The sequence below is a fragment of the Erysipelothrix amsterdamensis genome, assembly GCF_940143175.1.
Classification (GTDB): Bacteria; Bacillota_I; Bacilli_A; order Erysipelotrichales; family Erysipelotrichaceae; genus Erysipelothrix; species Erysipelothrix amsterdamensis.
In genome coordinates, this window is record NZ_OW659496.1 from 1,109,178 (window position 1) to 1,129,501 (window position 20,324).

A 20,324-nucleotide genomic window follows, 5' to 3' on the forward strand; every position below is an offset into this window, starting at 1 on the left:
TGCCTCCCCCTTCCTTGCCTACGACAAAAGTGTTAGCAGCAAATAATTGTTGCTATAGGGCACTCTGTAGTAACAGTGCAAGCACGACCACAAGAATGTTTGCCTGAATAACAATGACAATATGTGTTAGCTGTTCCACCTGCCATTATTCCATCAAGTTCACTATCGGACAATTCACGGAAAATATCTCCTGCTGGATTGTCAAGATTTTCTGACTTGGAATAAATAGCTTTTTTCCAGTTTTCTACCTTCTTTGACATAGCACAGTCCTCCTTTCCACAAATTTATAAATACAGCATGAGCAAGGATCTCATACTTATATTTACCTAAGTCAAAATTCCTCCCTAAGCGAAATTTTTGAAAACAACTTTACATCAAGGAATACCATAAACAGTATAACTAAGCACGCAACTATTTTTTCAAATATAGCCGAGTTTACTTCGCCGGAAATATAAAACATTGCATTTACACAGTAAATATATGCAAATTTTATTTGTGATATGAAAACCCCAACAAAAGCAAATACAAAAGCAAATGCAACCGTTATCTGTATATTTTGTTTAAAATACAACATAACCCCAATTATAAATGCCGACAATATATAGCATATTATTCCATGAATCAAATATTTTGCAAAATATGATAAAACAAATGAGCTACTTATACTGTTCAAATTAAACATTAATTCCAATAAGCACATAGACAAAAATGTGGCTATTATATAAACTATCGCAAATATAAACAGTACACAAAATTTATTAAGTATTATCTCTTTTCTATTTATCGGTATTACCAGTAAATTTTTGAGAGTATTATTGCGTTTTTCCAATGCAAATAATTCCATTCCAATCATAGAAATTACCGGTATAAATAAATAATAACTATTTAAAGTCAAACCATTTTCAAAAAACCATCCTAAAACTTTTCCGTAAGCAACGCCATTGTAAGTCATGTTTCCCATAAAATACTGAATCACAGCACCAACAATAACTATAATTGCAACTACTACTGGTAGTTTTTTTCTTTTATGTTTTTTTAGCTCTAAAGACACCATAACTTCACCCTGTTTACAAATCTTGTCTCTTAAGAATATTTAGTGTTCCCACCAAATATAATGCAAATACTAATCCTACATTGGCAATCATAAAGTACACATTATCATTATTCTGAACACCTTCAAAATTTTTATACCACATAATGTGTGGTACACTAGCTAGTGGACTAATTCCTTGCAGTATCTTCATTAGGAAAAATGATGATATTATATATATACTTCCTATTAAATTTGTAGTAACACTATTCCCTTTAGTTAAAATCGTAACTATCGATACAGGTAACACAGCTAATGTTACAAGAAAAGAACTAATTGCACACAATACAAAGAATCTAAAAACTAAATGTAGATTCATACTTGATTGAAATCTACTAACATAACCTGCTGAAACTATTACTGCAAAAACAATACCCATAAATATAAATGCAATACATAAAACATATAATGCCTTTGCAAAAAATAACTTTATCCTTGATATTGGAACAGTCCACAAATATTTTATCGTATCACTCTTATATTCATTAGAAAAAGCTGTGGTCGCAAACGATAACAATATCATAGGTAGTATCAAATAATTCATATAACTTAGTGAAAATTTATATAGATACATAAAATTATCAAATAATCCCACAGCACTTACTGTATAAAATATAGTAAGTGCTAAATATACAACAACCAACGCCCCAGATAAGTATATTGCTTTAGATCTTTTATTCTTTTTAAATTCAGACAACAATAACCTAGCCAATTCCATGTCCTCCAGTAACTTTTTTAAAATAATCTTCAAGAGTAATTTTATCTTCTACTATGCCAACTATCTCTATATTATTTGTTACAAAAATCTTATTGAGTTCTGCAACACTTAAATTACTACTATTTATTAAAAGCCCCTCATTAAATTCTGAAATACATTCTGAATTTATACCTCTATCATTCAGTATCATTTTAGCCTTATCAATGTCTTTCACGAAAACTCTAATACTACTATTTTCTTTGTTTCTCCACTCCTGTACACTGATTTCTTCAATCATCTTCCCAGAGTTAATAATTCCTATACGATCAGCTAAGCTTTCTAATTCAGATAGGATATGGCTTGATATCAATATACTTACTCCAGATTCCTTCAGTTTTTTCAAAAGCACTCTTACTTCAGAAATGCCAATTGGATCTAATCCATTTATAGGTTCATCCAAAATTAAAATATCCGGATTGTGCATAATTGCATTTGCAATAGCTAATCTTTGTTTCATCCCTAATGAATATTTTGAAAATAATTTCTTATCTCTATACGGTAAATTCACCAATTCTAAGGCTTTTTGTACACAAATCTGTTCTAATCCTCTCAATTTAGAAAAAATCTCTAAATTTTCTGTCCCCGTCAAATTAGGATAAAATCCCGGATTTTCTATTATACATCCAACTTTCTTTAGCACATCTCTTTCTTCATTTCTACGCATATCTTTCCCTAAGATTGCAATACTTCCTTCCGTTGGATTCACTAATCCCAAAAGCATTTTCATTATTGTAGTCTTTCCTGCTCCGTTTCGTCCTAGCAATCCATATATTTCACCTTTACCAACAGAAAAACTCACGCAATCAACTACCCTTGTGCCATTATATTCCTTAGTTAAATCATTTACACATATAACTGCTGACATTTTAATTTTCATCCTCCATTACTAATTACCACATCCACAACATGGACACTTGAAATCTCCTGTACCGTCCAAATCAAAAATAGAATAGATACAAGTATCCAATGACATCGCTATTTCATTTGCAACTTTTAACGATGGTGTTTCATTACCCAATTCTATTAAACTTATATACTGTCTTGTGATACTAATATTTTCCACAAGCTTTTGCTGTGTAATATTCTTAACCTTTCTAACTTCTTTAATTCTGTTTTTCACACTATTAGTCCTCTCTAACTTTGTTTATTTACAGTATACACTATTTCAAAAATTTTAGCAAGTATATATTGCTAAATATTTATATTTATTGTCGGTTACACCTGATATAGTTCCTACCCCTGAATCTCACAGCGATGTTTTGTTCTACTTGGCAGGCTCTTTTCCAATATTTAGAAAATCTTCGCCTACTTCCCCGTAGATACATATCCTTACAGACCGCTCATTCAATTGTCAAAGAACAATTTTCTTTATGTCTGTATGATATTGTATTTTTGCTATTCTTCCCGTATGTCCTCAAAGTTGGAAATATGGCTTATTTTTTCGTTTTTCCACGATTGTGGAATAATTATAAAATTATTCTTTTCACATAATAAAAAGACTAAATATCCTTTTGGATAAATAGTCTTTTTAGAGTTGCCTTTAAATATTTATTTTGATATTTCAACAAAAATTGCTCTATGATCCGACTCCCTTAACTTTAATACATCTACCTTTTTTACACGATAAGTGTCTTTTGGTATTAGAATATGATCAATTGAGGTTGACATCCATATAGGAAAATTAGAATGCCATGTTCCCCGTCTAAATCTTGACAAATAATCAAGTACATCTTCATGTGTCGTTATACTATTCAATGCTCCATGCCTTAGTGTTGCATTGAAATCACCTAGAATTATTGCCTTAGGATTACTCTCTACAATATTTGAGGAAATTACATTTAAATCTCTATTCCAATTACTCATTAAGCCCAATAACGGCGGAGCTGTGTGTAATCCTATAATATCTGGCATATCTTTATCTATTGATTTTAAATATATAGTTCCAAATTGAGTCATTAAACTTTGATTAGTATCAATATATTTTGAAAAACTTTTTTTGATAACAATAGTAACCGGAGCAATATTTCCACTTGTAGGGATAGAAGTAAATACTTCATATTTATCATAATCAATATTAATTGATTTAAATAATTCTTTTAATCTATTGTTAGCCGGATCTCCTTTATAATATCCTTCTAACTCTGGAAATACCACAATATCAGCATCAAATTCACCAAATATTTTATAAATACTTTTGCTTTCAAGTTCATTTTCAACATTCCATTCAACTATTTTTATAGTATTACCCTCATGCGTATCTATATTTTTAGTTGGATTTACTCCAAATACAATTAGTATCACAGATGTAATCAAAGCTAAGCTCAACAGGAAAAAATATAAATTTTTATAGCCATGCTTGTAAACTGTCAATGCTAATGCAACTACCAAAACAAGACCTATTACACATCCAAATAATACTGTAAACGAATAAAAGTGTGCAAATATCACCTTAGCAGATAAAATCTTATTAAAATTAGTTCTTGAAAAAAAGCAATGTGTAATAGTTATAAGCATATAGAATGCTACTATTACTACAAAAACAATGCTTTTCCATCTACATTTCATCACATTCTAACTCCTTTAAAAAATTTGGAGCGATTGTCAAAATCGCTCCAAATAAAATACAAATCTACATACCTGAACCGTCTGTGGCAACTAACCTATCATTTATAATACGCTTACAACTACCATTTCTAACTTTTGACTTTACCGCATCCACAATACTTGAAGTTGACTTTCCGGATACATTTATACCTCTACCCACTGCATTATTATGAAGATCCATTTGTTTATCTATTCCACTGGATGTGTACTCATGAGCTGTTGCCCACTTCTCTGCCGCTGAAGTTCCTATAGATTGCTTCATTAGAGCATTCCATAAGCAATGTCTAAACGCATCTGAGTTGTCTTGCCAACCATTATGTCCGTACACCTCTATTGTTTTCGCTGTAGCAGTTTTACTTGCATTGTAAACTTTTACAGCCTGAACAGGATGTGCAATAGCTAATTTTCTTTCAGCAGTATTTAACTTTCCATATCCGGGTAAATAATCCCCTATACTCCTTGTAGTAGGTCTCTCTAACCCACCATTCTTTATAAATTCTATAAGATGTTGGTCTTGCTCTTCTTCTGAGCTGTTAGGATTTTCTTGAACGAACCTATCTAATTCATCTGACAATATAGCTAGATCGTTAGTATCTCTTATTTCAACTTGATGAAAATTAACATTTTCAGATTGTTCAATATTAACATCTTCATTTACTACTACATCTTCCGAATACTGTGAATCTGTATTCTCATAAGCGAATACACTTGTAGGTGCGATCATTGTCAATGACAATATTGTTGCAACAAAGGTCTTAGTAATCATTTTCTTATTTAACATTCTTATCCTCACTTTCCATAATTATTTTTTCTAAATACTGCTACTCAAGATTAAGTCAATCGCCGTTCTTATACCTCTGAGGATTTCTGTAATTCATAAAATTGCACCTCCTTTATCTATTTCAATTAATCGGTGATTACTGATTACAGTTAAACTTGTAATAATGATATTTTCAATAAACTTTTTCTATGTAATGTACTTTTATCCTAACTCTAATTTCATTCAGTTAATATATTCTAACTTTATTTATATTATACACTTAACAATAATTTTTCGCAAGTATATATTGCTAATCGTGTAATGTTTTTCAGATTTCTACGATTGTGGAAATAGTATGATATAATATAAGTTAAGAATATTTTGTATCAAGGAGGTTATCTATTATGAAGTGTAAAATAACCTTACAAGAACGCTTAAAGGATCTAAGAGTTTCTCATAATCTAAATTTAGAGGAATTGGCTAAACTAACAGGTATTTCAAAGTCTGCTTTAGGTAACTATGAAAATGATGATTACAAAGAAATAAATCATGGTAATTTAGTTACACTTGCACAATTTTACAATGTATCTACTGATTACTTACTTTGTCTTACAGAAAACAAAAATCACCCAAATACAGATTTAACTAATCTACACTTGAGTGATGATATGATTGATTTATTGCTAAGTGGCTCTATCAATAACCGTTTACTTTGTGAAATTGCTACACATGATAAGTTTAAGGAGCTTATGGCTGATACGGAGATTTTTGTTGATGGTGTTGCTACTAAGCGATTTAATGACTTAAATTCTTCTCTTGAAACTGTAAGGACTGAAATCCTAAATCAAAATCCCAATGTATCTAATGACCATACTTTAAGAACTCTATTAGCTGCTCAAGTAGGCGAAGAAGATTTCTTTTGTCATATTACCCATAAAACATGGGATAGTATTATAAAAGATATTCGTAAAAATCATGAACAAGACATTGACAGTATTCCTGAAGATGATGATACCTTATCATTACAGAAAATTCGTCAGATTATGATTTCTTCCGGAAATAACATGGACAAATTCATTGAGATTTTCTGTAATTCCTTTCAACTAAAGTATAAAAGGTTATCTGAAGATGAAAAGGAATTTTTAAGGAAATTATTTAAAAAATCTCCTATCATTAAAAACTCTGGTATTAACTTTAGAAAGAGAAAATAATAGTTTACAAAAACTCTTTAATCCATTCAGTTTTAATAATCGTAAGTAGGCTTGATAATTTGTATTTTATATTTGAAGTTATTCTATATTGGAATAACTTCTCTTATAGAATACAACATCCAGTAAATCGTGTAACTTTTTATCAATATATTCCATACTTAGAACTACGTGAACAAATAAAAAAAACCTAAACTAAAGGTTAGGTTTTATATATGGATTTGTCTTAATTTCTTTAAAAAGTGTCGTTGGAGAACCGTGTCCTGGATAAAGTGTATAATCCACATCTCCAAAATCTTCTATAAAACTTCGAAGTGATGCATTCATCACATTCATATTTCCCGTCGGTAAATCTGTTCGACCAATACTTTGTTCAAAGATAAAATCACCATCAAAAATGAAATCATCAAAAACATAGGAAATCGAACCACTGGTATGTCCAGCAGTCTTAACGACATCACATTCAAAGGGCCCTACCGTCAACGGTTCTAAATCAATCGCAATCGGATTGGTTTTAATGGTAAAAGGCTCGGGTGTTTGATTGGAGAGATTATACGACATGTCTTTAAGGTAATGAATTTCTTCATGGTACATGTAGACAGGACAATTAAATTTTTCCACAAGCACATCTACACCTGAAATATGATCAAAGTGTCCGTGTGTTAATAGAATCCCAATTACTTCAAAATTCTGTGTGGGTTTCAATAGGTTTATCGCATTTTGATTTGGGTCTAAGCATGGATCAATAATTAACATTTGATTCCCACTACTTAAGTAATATGTATTTGTGGCTGCATAGCCTAATGTTTGATATGTTATCTTCATTGTTTTCACCTAGAAAAAAAAGCCAAAATAGGCTTATTTTTTTTCCTTATGTAATGTATGTTTGCGCTCACGTGGGCAGTATTTTGTAACTTCCATACGTTCTAATTGAACTTTTTTGTTTCTACTTGTGTGATAGTTTTCTTCGCCACATTCTGTGCAAACTAAAATCGCTTGAGTTCTCATAGTTACCTCCAATATTTATTAGCCAACTCATTATATCATATATTATTTTAATTGCATATATTATTTTAAATTCATATACGCATCTACAATTCGATCTCCCGTTGAAGTACATATATTTGTAACAGGATTCGACAAATCTTCAGTATAAGCAAGTGGTGCAATGCACGCAACAGCAATCTTAGGTTGCTCATAAGGTGCAAATGCAACGTAGGTATTATTGATGTATGAACCAATCTCTGGGTCATATGCTTGTGCAGTACCCGTCTTGGCAGCAGCACTGTAAGGTACTGTTGCAATTAAATCCCCACACATATTTGAAGAAGCACATAAACGCATACCCGATCGAACACGTTCTAGCATTTCTTTATTATCCAATGAATTTAAAATATTTACATTGTTTTGGTAAACTGGACGATGAGTATCATGATTCAATGCCTCTTTAACAAAATGAGGTTGTAAACGATATCCCCCATTAGCAACTGTAGTAATGTATTGACTCAGTTGCATAGCATTGTAGTTATCAAATTGTCCAATTGCAAACTCGAGTAATGATCCCGAAGTTGTCGTACCACCTTTATATCCTATTTCTTCTCGTGGGTAATCCACTTGTGTACGAACCCCTAAACCAAATTGACTATAGTAATTTCTCATTTGAGCAAATGTTTTTTCCGCATCCGTAAAAACGAGCGGCCCATTTGGTACGTAAGAAGAACCACCGAGACGTATCGCAACATTAAACATGTAAATATTTGATGAGTGTTGTAATGAAGTTTGATCATCTACAATACCAAGATTACGCCATGAATGTCGTGGCGGTGTTCCTTCGATATACATTGGTGTATCATTCACAGTTTCTCCAGGTTTCATGACCCCTGTATCAAGGCCCATATAGACCGTTGCACCCTTAATCGTTGAACCGACAGGATAACCTTGTAGCATGGTTAATTGAGGATCGTTGTAATACTTACCATCTTTACCACGAACCATCGCTACGATACCAAGAATGTCCCCTGTTTGAGGGTCTGTTGCTACGACATGAATCTGATTATTAATCTTTGTACGTTCACCAATACTCTTCTGATAATCTAATCGTTCCTTGACAATTTTTTCCATTTCTTTTTGCAAATCCATATCAATAGTTAAACGAATATCATTTCCTTTTCGACCATCTTTTTGTAATTTAAATTTACTTCCTGATGTTCGCTCATATTCACTGTTATAACCCGATAAGAATTTTTCATACTGATATTCCAGACCATACGCACCAACCTGTTCACTTAGTTCATAACCCTCAGCGACATAGTAATCACGTTTTTCATAAGGAACATCTCCTAAATCACCAATTAGTGACATAAGATCAACTTCTTTATTGGGTTCTCGCTTCCAAGATGTAGTACGCGAGAAACCTGGAAACTCAGCTGCGTGCTCCGCTAAATACGAAATCTGTTCATTGGTAGCCTCTTCCAAAATAATTGAAGGTTGCCCCATTTGAATATTCCCCATTTTGACTTGGACTTGAAATGCAAGTCGATCATCTTTAGAAAGTGTATCCGTCATTTCTTTTGTAATTCTGCTTTTTTTCAATGCCTCAACTGCGCTTTGATCCATTTCTGTTTCTTTAATTGTTTTTCGATCTTCTTCAGTTAAAAGACTTTCTCCAAGATTGTTCTTTCTCAACCACAATACTTTAAGATCATCTTCATTCAATTCATCTTTAACTTCAAATTGCTTTGCAAATTTAAGGGCTACCTCTTCTTCTTTCATACCTTCAGGCATCTTGGAAGGGTAATATGTTATTGAATTTACTGCTTTATTAGACACGATAATTCGACCCTTTGAATCAAGAAACTCGCCACGCATCGTCGGCATTCGAACAGGTGGGGATGAGTATTTAGCAAGTAAATCTTCATAATGACTTTGGCCTACAATTTGAATCTTATATAATCGGAAAACAAGACCCACAGCGATCGCAACCAGTATTAAAATAAAGATTTTAAGACGAATATTAATCATCTTATCCAGATCTAATCCCTGTTTTAAGTGTTCGCTACTCCCTGTGTAATTGTCAGTTTTTTTTCGTCGCTTAAAAATACCCATCAAAACCTCCCGTTAATTCACTACTTTTCAGTGTCGAGTGCACGCTCGCGTTGTTTTGCTTTTGCACGTTCTTTTTTCTGATCTCTAATTTCTTGTTGGATCATATTACGTTTCTTCTTATTTGTTAAACGTTCAATTTCACGTTTTCGCTTTACTTTATAGCCAGGCTTAACCTTAACATTTTTACGATGAAGAACCTGAACAATTTCTGGATCAAGTTGTTTCGTACGCTTTTCTAAATTAAACCAAGGACGAACGTCTTCAAGAGCGCCATCTTTTACACGTTTGTACTCAAATCTTAAACCTTTTTTCATTAATCGTGTTACTGCACCTTGATCTTTTTGAGTCACGATACTAATACTGTAACCTTGGCGACCACTTCTACCTGTACGACCTGAGCGGTGTGTGTAGAAATCTAAGTCGTGATTTGGTAACCCTGCGTTAATAACATGGCTGATTTCAGGTAAATCGATACCACGTGCAGCTAAATCCGTAGCAACAATATATTGAACACGTTTACTATTAATTTGATTCAATACTTGTTTACGTCCACGGTCACTCACATCACCGTGAAGTTCCACACACTCGATACCATAGTCACGAAGGTATCGTGCTACTTCACCCGCTTGAACTTTTGTATTGGTAAATACGACTGCAAGTAAAGGATTAATCGCAGATAAAACATCAAGAACGGCTTCATTCATATCCCGGTGACGTTGATTGATTAAAATGTGATCAATTCGTGGTTTTAGTTTTTCTTCAGTTGAAACAATCTCAATTGGATGTTTCAAATATTTTTTAATGAATGCACGAAGTCCCGTAGGAATTGTTGCACTATAAAGCATGAAAAGCGTGTCATTTGACAATCTTGATGCAATCGTATCAACTTCATTAATAAAGCCATAGTCAAGCATCATATCAGTTTCATCAATGACAAGAGCTTTAACAAAGTCGAGTCTTAAAACACTCCAGCTTAGTATATCAAGAAACTTTCCTGGTGTAGTGATTAGAATCATTGGTTGTTTTTCGATTTTTTTCTTAAGACGGGTGTTATCCATACCACCAATCGCAAGTTCTGTTGTAATACGTTCATCTAACGATGTAATTTCGCGAGCGAAATTTTGAATTTGCATTGCAAGTTCACGTGTCGGCGCAAGAATTAAGGCTTGTGTTTGGTCTACTGTAGGATCAATGAGCTCTAAAATTGCGAATAAGAACGCATGGGTTTTCCCCGTACCTGTATCCGATTTAACAATCAAATCACGCTTGTTCTTAATTTCTTTAAGAACTTTTTCTTGAACTGATGTTAGTTCTCTAAATTTATTCAGTTCAAAAAACTTTTTATTAATATTATTCATCATATTAACACTCCTTTTCTAAAATATTTCTTATGGTGTTATATTCTGTTTCAAAAGCAGCATTGTGCTTTTTAATTGAATATAGATGATTTGCGCGATTGGTTAAATAGATTAAATAATCTTCTGTAATATGTTTTTTCAACACAGGACCAATCAACACATCTTCCTGTGTTAATGCACAATTGGTTGATGTTGAGATTTTTATTACCATAATAAAAACAGGAATCTCACGTTCCAAAAGGAAACGTTCATCAACAATATAAAATCCATTCTCAGCTACTGTTTGTCGAAGCCAAGCATTTTTTGTATTTGATTGAATGATTATTGTATCATTCACCTTAAATTTATAATTAGAAATTATAGACCAAATGGTTTCTGCACCCATACCGGCAATTACGAAGCAATCCGCGTCGCCTTGAAATCCTTCAAGACCATTACCGAGGTGGAGTTTAATTTTATCTTGATAACCAAAACGTTCAACGTTTTCACGCGCTTGTTGTAATGGTTTTTCAGCAATATCAAGACCATAACCAATAACTGCTTTATGCTCTTGAATTGCTTTAATCAGAAGTAATCCATGGTCTGTTCCTACATCAGCAACACGTGCTTTGTTAGGGATCAAATTAAAAATCTCTGTAAGTCTATTCGAAAGCTTCATATTATCGTTTGTCTACAAAGTCTCTTAAACGTTTTGATCGCGTTGGATGTTTTAACTTGCGAAGCGCTTTTGCTTCGATTTGACGAATACGTTCACGTGTAACGTTAAACTCTTTTCCAACCTCTTCTAAGGTACGTGTACGGCCGTCCTCTAAACCAAATCTTAATCGCAAGACTTTCTCTTCACGTTCCGTTAAACCTTCAAGTACCATCTTAATTTCTTCTTTTAGAAGTTGATTGTTAGCATACTCATCTGGTGATAATGCATCTTTATCTTCAATAAAATCTCCAAGATGCGAATCATCTTCTTCACCAATTGGTGTTTCCAATGAAACAGGATCTAAAGCAATTTTTTGAATCTCACGGACTTTTTCAGGGGTAATATTTTCCATTTCTGCTGCGATTTCTTCAGCGGTTGGTTCACGTCCTAATGTTTGAACAAGTGAGCGTTGGATTCGTGTCAATTTGTTAATTGTTTCCACCATATGAACTGGAATTCGAATTGTACGAGCTTGGTCAGCAATCGCACGTGTAATAGCTTGACGAATCCACCAAGTCGCATATGTCGAGAATTTAAATCCTTTTGTATAGTCAAATTTTTCAACTGCTTTAACAAGACCCATATTACCTTCTTGAATCAAGTCTAAAAATAACATACCACGACCAACGTATTTTTTAGCAATCGATACAACAAGACGAAGGTTTGCTGAAATAAGAATTCGACGTGCTTCTAAACCATCATAATATGTCGCAACCCAGTTTGTGAGGAAAGCTAAGTTTTCTTCATCACCGTTTTCAGTGAGATACGCTTCGAAGTCGTCAAAAAAGTAACCAATTTGGTTTTCTGTTAAACGTTCTGCTAATTCCTCATCGGTAATTGCAGGATCAACAATTTCTTTATATTTATTGATAATGAATTCTTTTGCTTGTTCACCTTCTTGAAGTCGGCGTGCAATTTCGGGCTCATCTTTAGCATCTAAAAGATTAACGCGACCAATTTCCTTAAGATACATCTTAACTGGATCGTTAATACGTACCATGTTTGCACTGGTCAATTCATTTTCATATGAGCTTAGGTCAACTTTATTAAGTGAATCATCAAAAATTTCATCCTCTTCAGCTTCATCATTAATAAAATCATCATCGACATCCGGTTCTCCAGCTTCGAGCATTACCTCCTCATCAATATCGTCTTCATCATCACTCAAAATGATTCCTTTTTCCGTGAACCATTCAAAAAGCTCTTCTGAATCATCGTCATTCAAATTAAGGTGATCGATTGCCTTCTCTACATCATCATTTAATAGAACGCGCTTTTTCTCATATTGTTTTAGAAAACTCTCTTTAACTTCTTCTAATGTTTTTAATTTTTTAGCTGCCATCAATGTTCTCCTTCTCTCTTATTTTTATTTCTTAATTGTTTTATTGCTTCTTCGAGTAGTGCCGCTTGATCATCTATCTTATCTTGTTGAAGCACCCGACCCTTCATATCATGGATTCCCATGACGACAAGATGATTCCGAATCAAACTAATATTTTGTTCCATACTTGCTCGATTATAGCCATCTAATAAGTCACTTGATTCAATATCGATAGCAAATTTTTTCATTTTTTCAGATATATTTAGGGATAGTATATCTGCAATTTCGATAACTTCTTGATTTCGATAACAATCTAGGATAATAAGTGCAAAATCAGTAGCTAGATCTGATACTAAAAATCCTAATTGGTCACGATACAAATATGCTGCTTCTTTAGAAATCAGCATTTGTCTCAAAATTGCTCTTTCCGGAATGTTAACATTAAATTCCATAGTATTTGAAACATTATTTGAAATCACCGGTGTTTCGCGTTCAATCATCACGCTGCGTGCGTTTAATTGTTGTGATAAAACACTGTATTCAAAATTTGTTTTATCTGAAAGTTTTTTGAGATAGTAGCTTTGTTCTAATTCGTCTTCATTTTTTAAATGGTCAATCATAAATTGAACTACGCGTTTACGATTATCAAATGAATCTAAACCATAATTGCCAATTCCATAACTCATTAAAAAATCAAGCCAATTAATACGATCATCGACACCTTTTTGTACACGTTCAATGCCATATTCACGTATACACTCATCTGGATCTAATCCCGTATCATTATACCATACTGTTACTGAGCAATGTGCTTTACGCAATTTCATTCCAACTTGGTATGTTGCTTCAAGTCCCGCACGATCACCATCAAACGCTAAAACAACATTTGAACTGCATTGCTTTAACATTTGAATTTGTTCATTGGTACATGCAACACCCAGTAGTGAAACTGTGTTATCATAGCCTGATTTTGTAAAAGCAATTGTATCCGTAACACCTTCTGCTACAAGAATGAAATCATGTTTCCTTGCGGAATCTTTTGCATTGTGTAAATTATAAACTGTTAAACCTTTCGTATACAGCCGTGTCTCCGACGTATTGATATATTTGACCTTATTTTCATCGCTTAAAGCGCGTGCACTAAAAGCAATCACACGACCATGTCGGTCATAAATTGGGAACATAATCCGCTGATAAAATACATCTTCTATTCCACGATCTGTAACGCGAACTAAATCTGAATCGACCAGTTCTTTTTCATTAAAACCTTTCGCTAATAAGTATTTTGATAATTGATTATCCCCAAATGCGACACCAATACCAAACTTCTTAATTAATTCCATACTGTATCCACGCGCTTCAAGTTTACTTAACGCATCTTTCCCTGCCTTTGTATAAAGTTGAAACTCAGTAAATTTTTGAGTTTCATCAAGTGCTTGAAACAATTTTAATTTTTCTTCATCTATCGGAACAGTGTTTTGTGGTTCATATTCTGTAACATCAATATCGATAAACGATGCTGTTTTAACGACGGCATCAATGAAACCAATTTTTTCAAAATCCTTAACAAAAGAAAAAACATTTCCTCCAGCGCCACAAACAAAACATTTATAAATTTGCCGATCTGGTGAAACAGACATTGACGGATTGTTATCATCATGAAAAGGGCAAACCCCCCAGTAATTTTTGCCCTTTTTTGATAGTGTCATGTATCGAGAAATGGTATCAACGATATCCGTTTTTGAACGAATGTCATTGATCAGTTCTTCTGGCATTCGCTTCATATCACTCACCCATTATTCTTATTTATTAATTTCTGAATTCATCAATGCAATCGCTTCGTCTACACTTACACGAACTTGTTCCATTGAATCACGGTAACGTAAAGTAACTTTTTGATCCTCTAACGAATCAAAATCAAATGTAATACAGAATGGTGTTCCAATTGCATCTTGACGTCGGTATCGTTTACCAATACTTGCAGTTTCATCAAAATCACAAGCAAAAGACCCCATTAATTTGTGCATAACCTCACGCGCTGGTTCGCTCAATTTTTTTGAAAGAGGTAAAACACAGACTTGTGTTGGTGCAAGTTTTGGTGAAAAATGCATTACAACACGTGTATCATTTTCAAGTTGTTCTTCTTCATAAGCTTCACAAATCAGTGCAAGCATCAGTCGCTCAACACCCAATGACGGTTCTACACAGTAAGGAATATATTTTTCATTTGTTTCAGGATCTAAATATTCCATACTTACTTTAGAGTGTTCTTGATGTTGTTTAAGGTCATAATCTGTACGATCAGCAATACCCCATAATTCATCAAATCCCCATGGGAAACGGTACTCGATATCACTTGTACCTTTTGAGTAATGAGATAATTCATCCTCGTCATGTTCTCTAAGTCGTAAATTCTCAGGCTTAATACCTAATCCAATTAACCAATCCATTGCGAATTTTTTCCAGTATTCATACCATTCAAGGTCTTCTCCTGGTTTAACAAAAAACTCAAGTTCCATTTGTTCAAACTCACGAGTTCTAAAAATGAACTGTCCTGGTGTAATTTCATTTCTAAATGATTTCCCAATTTGAGCTATTCCAAATGGTAATTTTTTACGCATTGAACGTTGAACATTTCGATAATTAACGAACATTCCTTGTGCAGTCTCGGGACGCAGATATATCGCATTCGAAGTATCCTCTGTTACACCTTGAAATGTCTTAAACATTAAGTTAAATTGACGGATATTTGTAAAATCGTGACCTCCACAATTAGGACATGGAATGTGATGTTCTTGGATGTATAATTCCATATCTGCATTGCTCATCACACCTGCATTAATTTCTGTCTCGGAAAATTCTTCGATAAGTTTATCCGCACGGTGCCGTGTATTACATTTACGACAATCCATCAAAGGATCATTAAACGTATCTAAGTGGCCACTTGCCTGCCACACAGATGGATTCATTAAAATTGCAGACTGAATACCAACATTATATGGATTTCGAGAAACAAAAGATTCCCACCATAATTTCTTAACATTTTGTTTAAGTTCGATTCCTAAAGGACCAAAATCCCAAGTATTCGCTAAACCACCATAAATCTCACTACCTTGAAAGACAAAACCACTTGTTCTCACATGGTTTACTATCGTCTCAAATTCATATTTTTTCATTCTTTCACCTTCCAATTACTTTCCCTCTATTATACATCAGAAATGAGTTTCCAACTATTAAATTTATAATCACCATGAAATTCTAAATATTCCACGAGTATTTTAAGTAAAGCGTATCGATCAATTGTTTCTAAATATGCATCGACATCACGATTCGAAAAAATACCAAGTAGTGCAATCATCAATGATTTAGTCGTTTTTATTGTATGTTGCGCATGCGTTGCACAGACATAACCTCCGTGTTCAATTGAGAATGCATTTACATTTGTATTACCACACATGACACATCCATCAACATCCGGTGTAAAGCCCTGTGTTTGAATTATAAAAGCCAAGTATTTTATACAGTGAACTTCTAAATTATTGGCCTCAATACAATTCTCAAACCATTGATAGAATAAGTGATGTGAATCGTAATCAAAACATCGCACCGTTAATTCAGAGACCAATGACATATACATTAACCAATCTAGATTCTGTCGCACTTGTAAATATGCGTTGATTGATTCACCACCTATAATTCGATTTAATTTATGTTCTTGATAATTAAATCGATATTGAACTTTAGAAAATTCAAGTCCTAATCGTCCTTGCTTTGATTTTGCACTGTAATAACCTGGCAAAATCATACGAATCAATCCATACTCATAACCAAGAAAATGGACCATCGCATCATGTTCTCGAAATGGAACAATCGATACAATGAATCCAACATCTTTATTGTTCATATTCAGTTTCGATATATCCAAGTTGATTCAACATGCGAGCGCGATTACGCCAGTTCTTTTCAACACGAACATACGTTTCTAAAAAGACTTTTTCACCAAGCACTGTTTCCAACTCACCACGAGCACGCTCACCAATTTGTTTAATCATACTACCTTGCTTACCGATAATAATCCCTTTTTGTGAAGGACGATCTACGAGAATCACGGCACTAATGATTGTTGCATTTTTCTTTTTCACAATGCGTTCAATTGCGACAGCGACACTGTGTGGTATTTCCTCTTCAGTAAGTTCAAGAATTTTTTCTCGAACAATTTCCGCCATAATAAATTGTTCTGGGTATGCACTCACCTGATCTTTAGGATAATACATTACACCTTCTTCCATATAACTTAAGGTTACATCGAGTAAGCGGTCTACATTGTTATTTTCAAGGGCCGAAATAGGAACAATTTCCGCAAATTGAAAATCAGTTGAAGCAGCAATACGCTCAAGGAGTGCTTGTTCGCTCATCTTATCAACTTTGTTAATAATTAAAAACACAGGTATTTTAAGCTTGCTTAATCGTTCAATTACAAACTCATCACCCGTCCCGAAAGGTTCTGCACCATCAATGATGTAGTAAACCAAATCCACACCTTTAAAGTGAGCATAAGCGGTACGGTTCATTCGCTCTCCCAACTGATGTTTCGGCTTATGAATCCCAGGTGTATCAATAAAAATCAATTGATAATCTTCTTCGGTCTTCACACCAATGATTGCATCGCGTGTTGTTTGTGCTTTTTCTGTTACAATCGCAATTTTTTGTTTAACGATTTGATTGATTAATGTTGATTTCCCTGCATTGGGACGACCAACAATTGAAATAAATCCTGATTTAAATGTCATTTAAGTCCTTCTTTCCAAACATTAACGGCATCAGTTCCTCAATGTTAGTTGTCATTGATTCTTTACCGTTTGATAAATATATAGGGGTTGTCGGTTCAAGTAACTCAGACAGCACTTGACGACAAATACCACAAGGACCTGCTAAGAGATTCCCGTCTGTAACGATTGCAATACCAACAATATCTTCTTGACGATATCCATGAGAATACGCTGAGAACACAGCACTTCGTTCACCACAATTCGTTGCACCATACGATGCATTTTCGATATTTGCGCCTACAAAGGTCTTACCATCACGTGTCAGAAGACAAGCGCCAACATGGTAGTTCGAGTAAGGTGCATAGGCATTGCCCATTGCTTCAAAAGCTTTTGTAATGAGTTCGTCTTTCATATAAATCTCCTTGTGAGTACGATAACTCCTATAATGATTGCATAAATAGCTGCCAGTAACACAGCACCTGCAGCAATATCTTTTATTTCCTTAACGTGCAAATTATAATTTTTAATAAGCAAATCACAAATATCCTCAACGGCTGAATTTAAAAACTCAGTAACCAGAACCATAAACACTGCACTGATTACAAACATCCATTCAACTGGGGTGATCCCTACAAAAGCAAAAAAGACAACAGCAATCAACCCAAGAATAAGTTGAATAAGAATGCTGTGATCATATAACACTCCGGTCTTTACACCCTGAAATGCCGACTTAAACTTTTTTCGGGTGCGCTTAAGAATCTTTGCGAGCGATATCATGTAAAATCTCTTTCTGAAGTCCAAACATCACTACTTCCTCTTCAGGTGTATGATGATCATACCCAAGTAAGTGGAGGTATCCATGCGCTACAAGAAAACAAAACTCACGTTTAATCGAGTGTCCGTATTCTTCTGCTTGTCGGCGAATCGCATCAACACTGATAATAATATCCCCCATCATAAAAACTTCCCCTTCCATTGAACCATCCTCAAAACTTAAAACATCCGTTGGACGATCAATATCGCGGAATTCCTTATTAAAGTTGTGAATGCTTGGGTCATCGACTAAAACAACATTAACTTCAACTGATTTCTTAAAACCAGTCTTATTTAAAGTCTCTTCCAAAATTGGACTGAGATATGTTTCAAAAGCGTCCCAATTCTCATCATTTGATTGATTAATATAATTTATTTCCATTTTATCACTTCCTCATTAATTATATCACAAAAAAAAGGCTTAAATCTAAGCCTTTTATCACATATTAACCAAAATCTATATGACGTCCTTTAACTATATAGATAACATGCTCACAAATATTGGTAGCATGGTCCCCTGCGCGTTCAATATTACGTAAGATTCCGATTGTTTGTGTTGGGATACGATCAGTCTCCAAAGGCTCAGATGCATAACGTGCCATAATCCCTTGAAACAACTCATCCAAAGATTCATCCATTTCCGCCACATCATAAGCATCTTTTACATTTGGATTCTTGAGAAGTGACACCACGGCATCAAAATTCTCAAGAAACTTAGCCCCTAACAACTCCACATCACATTGATATTCTGGTTGTGATTCTTTACTTTTGATCACGTACCTACCCATGTTTTTCGCATAATCACCAATACGTTCCAAATCCGCAGATACTTTTATTCCACCCACAACCATTCTTAAATCTTTCGCAACTGGTTGCATTAAGGATAGGATTTCAATAGCTTGATCATTAATATTTTCATCAGAATCATTGATATAATCATCTTTTTCAATTACGTTTAGTGCAAGTGTCTTATCTTCTGTTACTATCGCTTGAATTGCCATCGCCATTTGTTTACGAACGCGGTCAGCCATAGCCAATAAATCCGTTTCAAACACCAACATTTTCTCTTCTAATCGCATAGTTCCTCCTAGCCAAATCGGCCTGTAATGTAGTCTTCAGTACGCTTATCTTTAGGGGTATGAAATAGTTTTCGTGTCGTCTCATATTCAACAATATCACCCATTAGGAAAAAAGCAGTCATATCACTAATCCGCCCCGCTTGTTGCATTGAATGCGTAACAATAATAATCGTGTAATCCTTCTTTAAGTCCAAAATCAACTCTTCAATTTTAGCCGTTGCAATTGGATCAAGGGCCGATGTCGGTTCGTCCATTAAGATAACTTCAGGTTTTAATGCAATTGCCCGCGCGATACATAAACGTTGTTGTTGTCCACCAGACAAACGAAGTGCCGATGAACCTAAACGATCTGAAACTTCATCATACAACGCTGCTTTAATTAATGCGTTTTTTACGGCATCATCTAAGATTTTTTTATCCTTTATTCCTTGACAGCGCAATCCATATGCAACGTTATCATAGATACTCATCGGAAATGGATTGGGATGTTGAAACACCATACCAACACGCGTTCTTAAATCAACCACATCCACATCGCGACCGTATATGTTCTCATCTTCGAAAAGAACACTACCCTCAATGCGACAATTCTCTACTAAATCATTCATACGATTAAAGCATCGTAGAAAGGTTGATTTACCACACCCTGAAGGACCAATAAAAGCTGTAACTTTTTGTTTCTTTATGTCTATTGAAATTTCTTTGAGTGCCTGATGCTCGCCGTAGAAAAGATTTAGATTTTTTACTTGGAAACTATTCATGA

The 20,324-nt window shown here is 34.2% G+C and carries 23 protein-coding genes; 1 reads left to right on the forward strand and 22 read right to left on the reverse strand.

Going from position 1 to position 20,324, the window contains the following annotated elements:
• Positions 1 to 32: 32 nt before the first annotated feature.
• From NMG63_RS05185 to NMG63_RS05215, 7 genes are all read right to left on the reverse strand, one after another.
• Positions 33 to 260 carry a plantaricin C family lantibiotic gene (locus tag NMG63_RS05185; RefSeq protein WP_037606966.1) on the reverse strand — a complete coding sequence of 76 codons (228 nt, stop codon included), beginning with the start codon at positions 258 to 260 and terminating at the stop codon, positions 33 to 35.
• A gap of 71 nt (positions 261 to 331) precedes the next feature.
• Positions 332 to 1,054 (reverse strand): ABC transporter permease, encoded by a 723-nt coding sequence (locus NMG63_RS05190; protein ID WP_012858494.1) that lies wholly within the window; start codon positions 1,052 to 1,054, stop codon positions 332 to 334.
• A gap of 13 nt (positions 1,055 to 1,067) precedes the next feature.
• On the reverse strand, positions 1,068 to 1,802 hold the full coding sequence (locus NMG63_RS05195) for an ABC transporter permease (RefSeq protein WP_012858493.1): 735 nt from the start codon (positions 1,800 to 1,802) through the stop codon (positions 1,068 to 1,070).
• Positions 1,795 to 2,724: an ABC transporter ATP-binding protein gene (locus tag NMG63_RS05200; protein WP_437124111.1), complete on the reverse strand. Its 930-nt coding sequence runs from the start codon at positions 2,722 to 2,724 to the stop codon at positions 1,795 to 1,797. Before NMG63_RS05200 ends, NMG63_RS05195 begins: the two co-directional genes overlap by 8 nt.
• 9 nt (positions 2,725 to 2,733) lie before the next feature.
• The gene (locus tag NMG63_RS05205; protein WP_012858491.1) at positions 2,734 to 2,967 is read right to left on the reverse strand and encodes a helix-turn-helix transcriptional regulator; all 234 of its coding nucleotides are present in this window, start codon (positions 2,965 to 2,967) and stop codon (positions 2,734 to 2,736) included.
• A gap of 428 nt (positions 2,968 to 3,395) precedes the next feature.
• The gene (locus NMG63_RS05210) at positions 3,396 to 4,412 is read right to left on the reverse strand and encodes an endonuclease/exonuclease/phosphatase family protein (protein ID WP_254007455.1); all 1,017 of its coding nucleotides are present in this window, start codon (positions 4,410 to 4,412) and stop codon (positions 3,396 to 3,398) included.
• A gap of 64 nt (positions 4,413 to 4,476) precedes the next feature.
• Complete coding sequence (locus NMG63_RS05215; RefSeq protein WP_165737421.1) at positions 4,477 to 5,232, reverse strand: DUF6973 domain-containing protein; 756 nt, start codon at positions 5,230 to 5,232, stop codon at positions 4,477 to 4,479.
• A 383-nt stretch (positions 5,233 to 5,615) separates the two neighbouring features.
• Here NMG63_RS05215 and NMG63_RS05220 point away from each other — a divergent pair, with 383 nt between their 5' ends.
• Entirely contained in the window at positions 5,616 to 6,422 is an 807-nt protein-coding gene (locus tag NMG63_RS05220; RefSeq protein ID WP_012858488.1) for a helix-turn-helix domain-containing protein, read from the forward strand.
• A gap of 192 nt (positions 6,423 to 6,614) precedes the next feature.
• Here the strand turns inward: NMG63_RS05220 and NMG63_RS05225 are convergent, their stop codons facing one another.
• From NMG63_RS05225 to pstB, 15 genes are all read right to left on the reverse strand, one after another.
• Complete coding sequence (locus NMG63_RS05225; protein WP_254006565.1) at positions 6,615 to 7,244, reverse strand: MBL fold metallo-hydrolase; 630 nt, start codon at positions 7,242 to 7,244, stop codon at positions 6,615 to 6,617.
• A 33-nt stretch (positions 7,245 to 7,277) separates the two neighbouring features.
• Complete coding sequence (gene rpmG / locus NMG63_RS05230) at positions 7,278 to 7,427, reverse strand: 50S ribosomal protein L33 (RefSeq protein WP_003773835.1); 150 nt, start codon at positions 7,425 to 7,427, stop codon at positions 7,278 to 7,280.
• Positions 7,428 to 7,487: 60 nt separating this feature from the next.
• Positions 7,488 to 9,524, reverse strand: coding sequence for a peptidoglycan D,D-transpeptidase FtsI family protein (locus NMG63_RS05235; protein WP_254006566.1), 2,037 nt, complete (start codon positions 9,522 to 9,524; stop codon positions 7,488 to 7,490).
• A 20-nt stretch (positions 9,525 to 9,544) separates the two neighbouring features.
• A complete protein-coding gene (locus NMG63_RS05240) occupies positions 9,545 to 10,885 on the reverse strand; it encodes a DEAD/DEAH box helicase (RefSeq protein WP_254006567.1) in 1,341 nt (446 codons plus the stop codon).
• A 1-nt stretch (position 10,886) separates the two neighbouring features.
• Entirely contained in the window at positions 10,887 to 11,540 is a 654-nt protein-coding gene (locus tag NMG63_RS05245; protein WP_254006568.1) for a class I SAM-dependent methyltransferase, read from the reverse strand.
• Position 11,541: 1 nt separating this feature from the next.
• On the reverse strand, positions 11,542 to 12,921 hold the full coding sequence (gene rpoD, locus NMG63_RS05250) for an RNA polymerase sigma factor RpoD (RefSeq protein WP_254006569.1): 1,380 nt from the start codon (positions 12,919 to 12,921) through the stop codon (positions 11,542 to 11,544).
• Positions 12,921 to 14,684, reverse strand: a complete 1,764-nt coding sequence (gene dnaG, locus NMG63_RS05255) for a DNA primase (RefSeq protein ID WP_254006570.1) — start codon at positions 14,682 to 14,684, stop codon at positions 12,921 to 12,923. The genes rpoD and dnaG overlap by 1 nt, the downstream gene beginning before the upstream one ends.
• Positions 14,685 to 14,702: 18 nt before the next feature.
• The gene (locus NMG63_RS05260; RefSeq protein ID WP_254006571.1) at positions 14,703 to 16,076 is read right to left on the reverse strand and encodes a glycine--tRNA ligase; all 1,374 of its coding nucleotides are present in this window, start codon (positions 16,074 to 16,076) and stop codon (positions 14,703 to 14,705) included.
• 29 nt (positions 16,077 to 16,105) lie between these two features.
• Entirely contained in the window at positions 16,106 to 16,804 is a 699-nt protein-coding gene (recO, locus tag NMG63_RS05265; RefSeq protein WP_254006572.1) for a DNA repair protein RecO, read from the reverse strand.
• Positions 16,794 to 17,690 carry a GTPase Era gene (era, locus tag NMG63_RS05270; RefSeq protein WP_003773851.1) on the reverse strand — a complete coding sequence of 299 codons (897 nt, stop codon included), beginning with the start codon at positions 17,688 to 17,690 and terminating at the stop codon, positions 16,794 to 16,796. Before era ends, recO begins: the two co-directional genes overlap by 11 nt.
• A complete protein-coding gene (cdd, locus tag NMG63_RS05275; RefSeq protein ID WP_123171393.1) occupies positions 17,680 to 18,081 on the reverse strand; it encodes a cytidine deaminase in 402 nt (133 codons plus the stop codon). The genes era and cdd overlap by 11 nt, the downstream gene beginning before the upstream one ends.
• Positions 18,078 to 18,446 carry a diacylglycerol kinase family protein gene (locus NMG63_RS05280; protein ID WP_254006573.1) on the reverse strand — a complete coding sequence of 123 codons (369 nt, stop codon included), beginning with the start codon at positions 18,444 to 18,446 and terminating at the stop codon, positions 18,078 to 18,080. The genes cdd and NMG63_RS05280 overlap by 4 nt, the downstream gene beginning before the upstream one ends.
• Positions 18,421 to 18,864 carry an rRNA maturation RNase YbeY gene (gene ybeY / locus NMG63_RS05285; protein WP_254006574.1) on the reverse strand — a complete coding sequence of 148 codons (444 nt, stop codon included), beginning with the start codon at positions 18,862 to 18,864 and terminating at the stop codon, positions 18,421 to 18,423. The genes NMG63_RS05280 and ybeY overlap by 26 nt, the downstream gene beginning before the upstream one ends.
• Before the next feature lie 64 nt (positions 18,865 to 18,928).
• Positions 18,929 to 19,561 carry a phosphate signaling complex protein PhoU gene (gene phoU, locus NMG63_RS05290; protein ID WP_254006575.1) on the reverse strand — a complete coding sequence of 211 codons (633 nt, stop codon included), beginning with the start codon at positions 19,559 to 19,561 and terminating at the stop codon, positions 18,929 to 18,931.
• 8 nt (positions 19,562 to 19,569) lie between these two features.
• On the reverse strand, positions 19,570 to 20,322 hold the full coding sequence (pstB, locus tag NMG63_RS05295) for a phosphate ABC transporter ATP-binding protein PstB (RefSeq protein WP_254006576.1): 753 nt from the start codon (positions 20,320 to 20,322) through the stop codon (positions 19,570 to 19,572).
• Between the last annotated feature and the right edge of the window lie 2 nt (positions 20,323 to 20,324).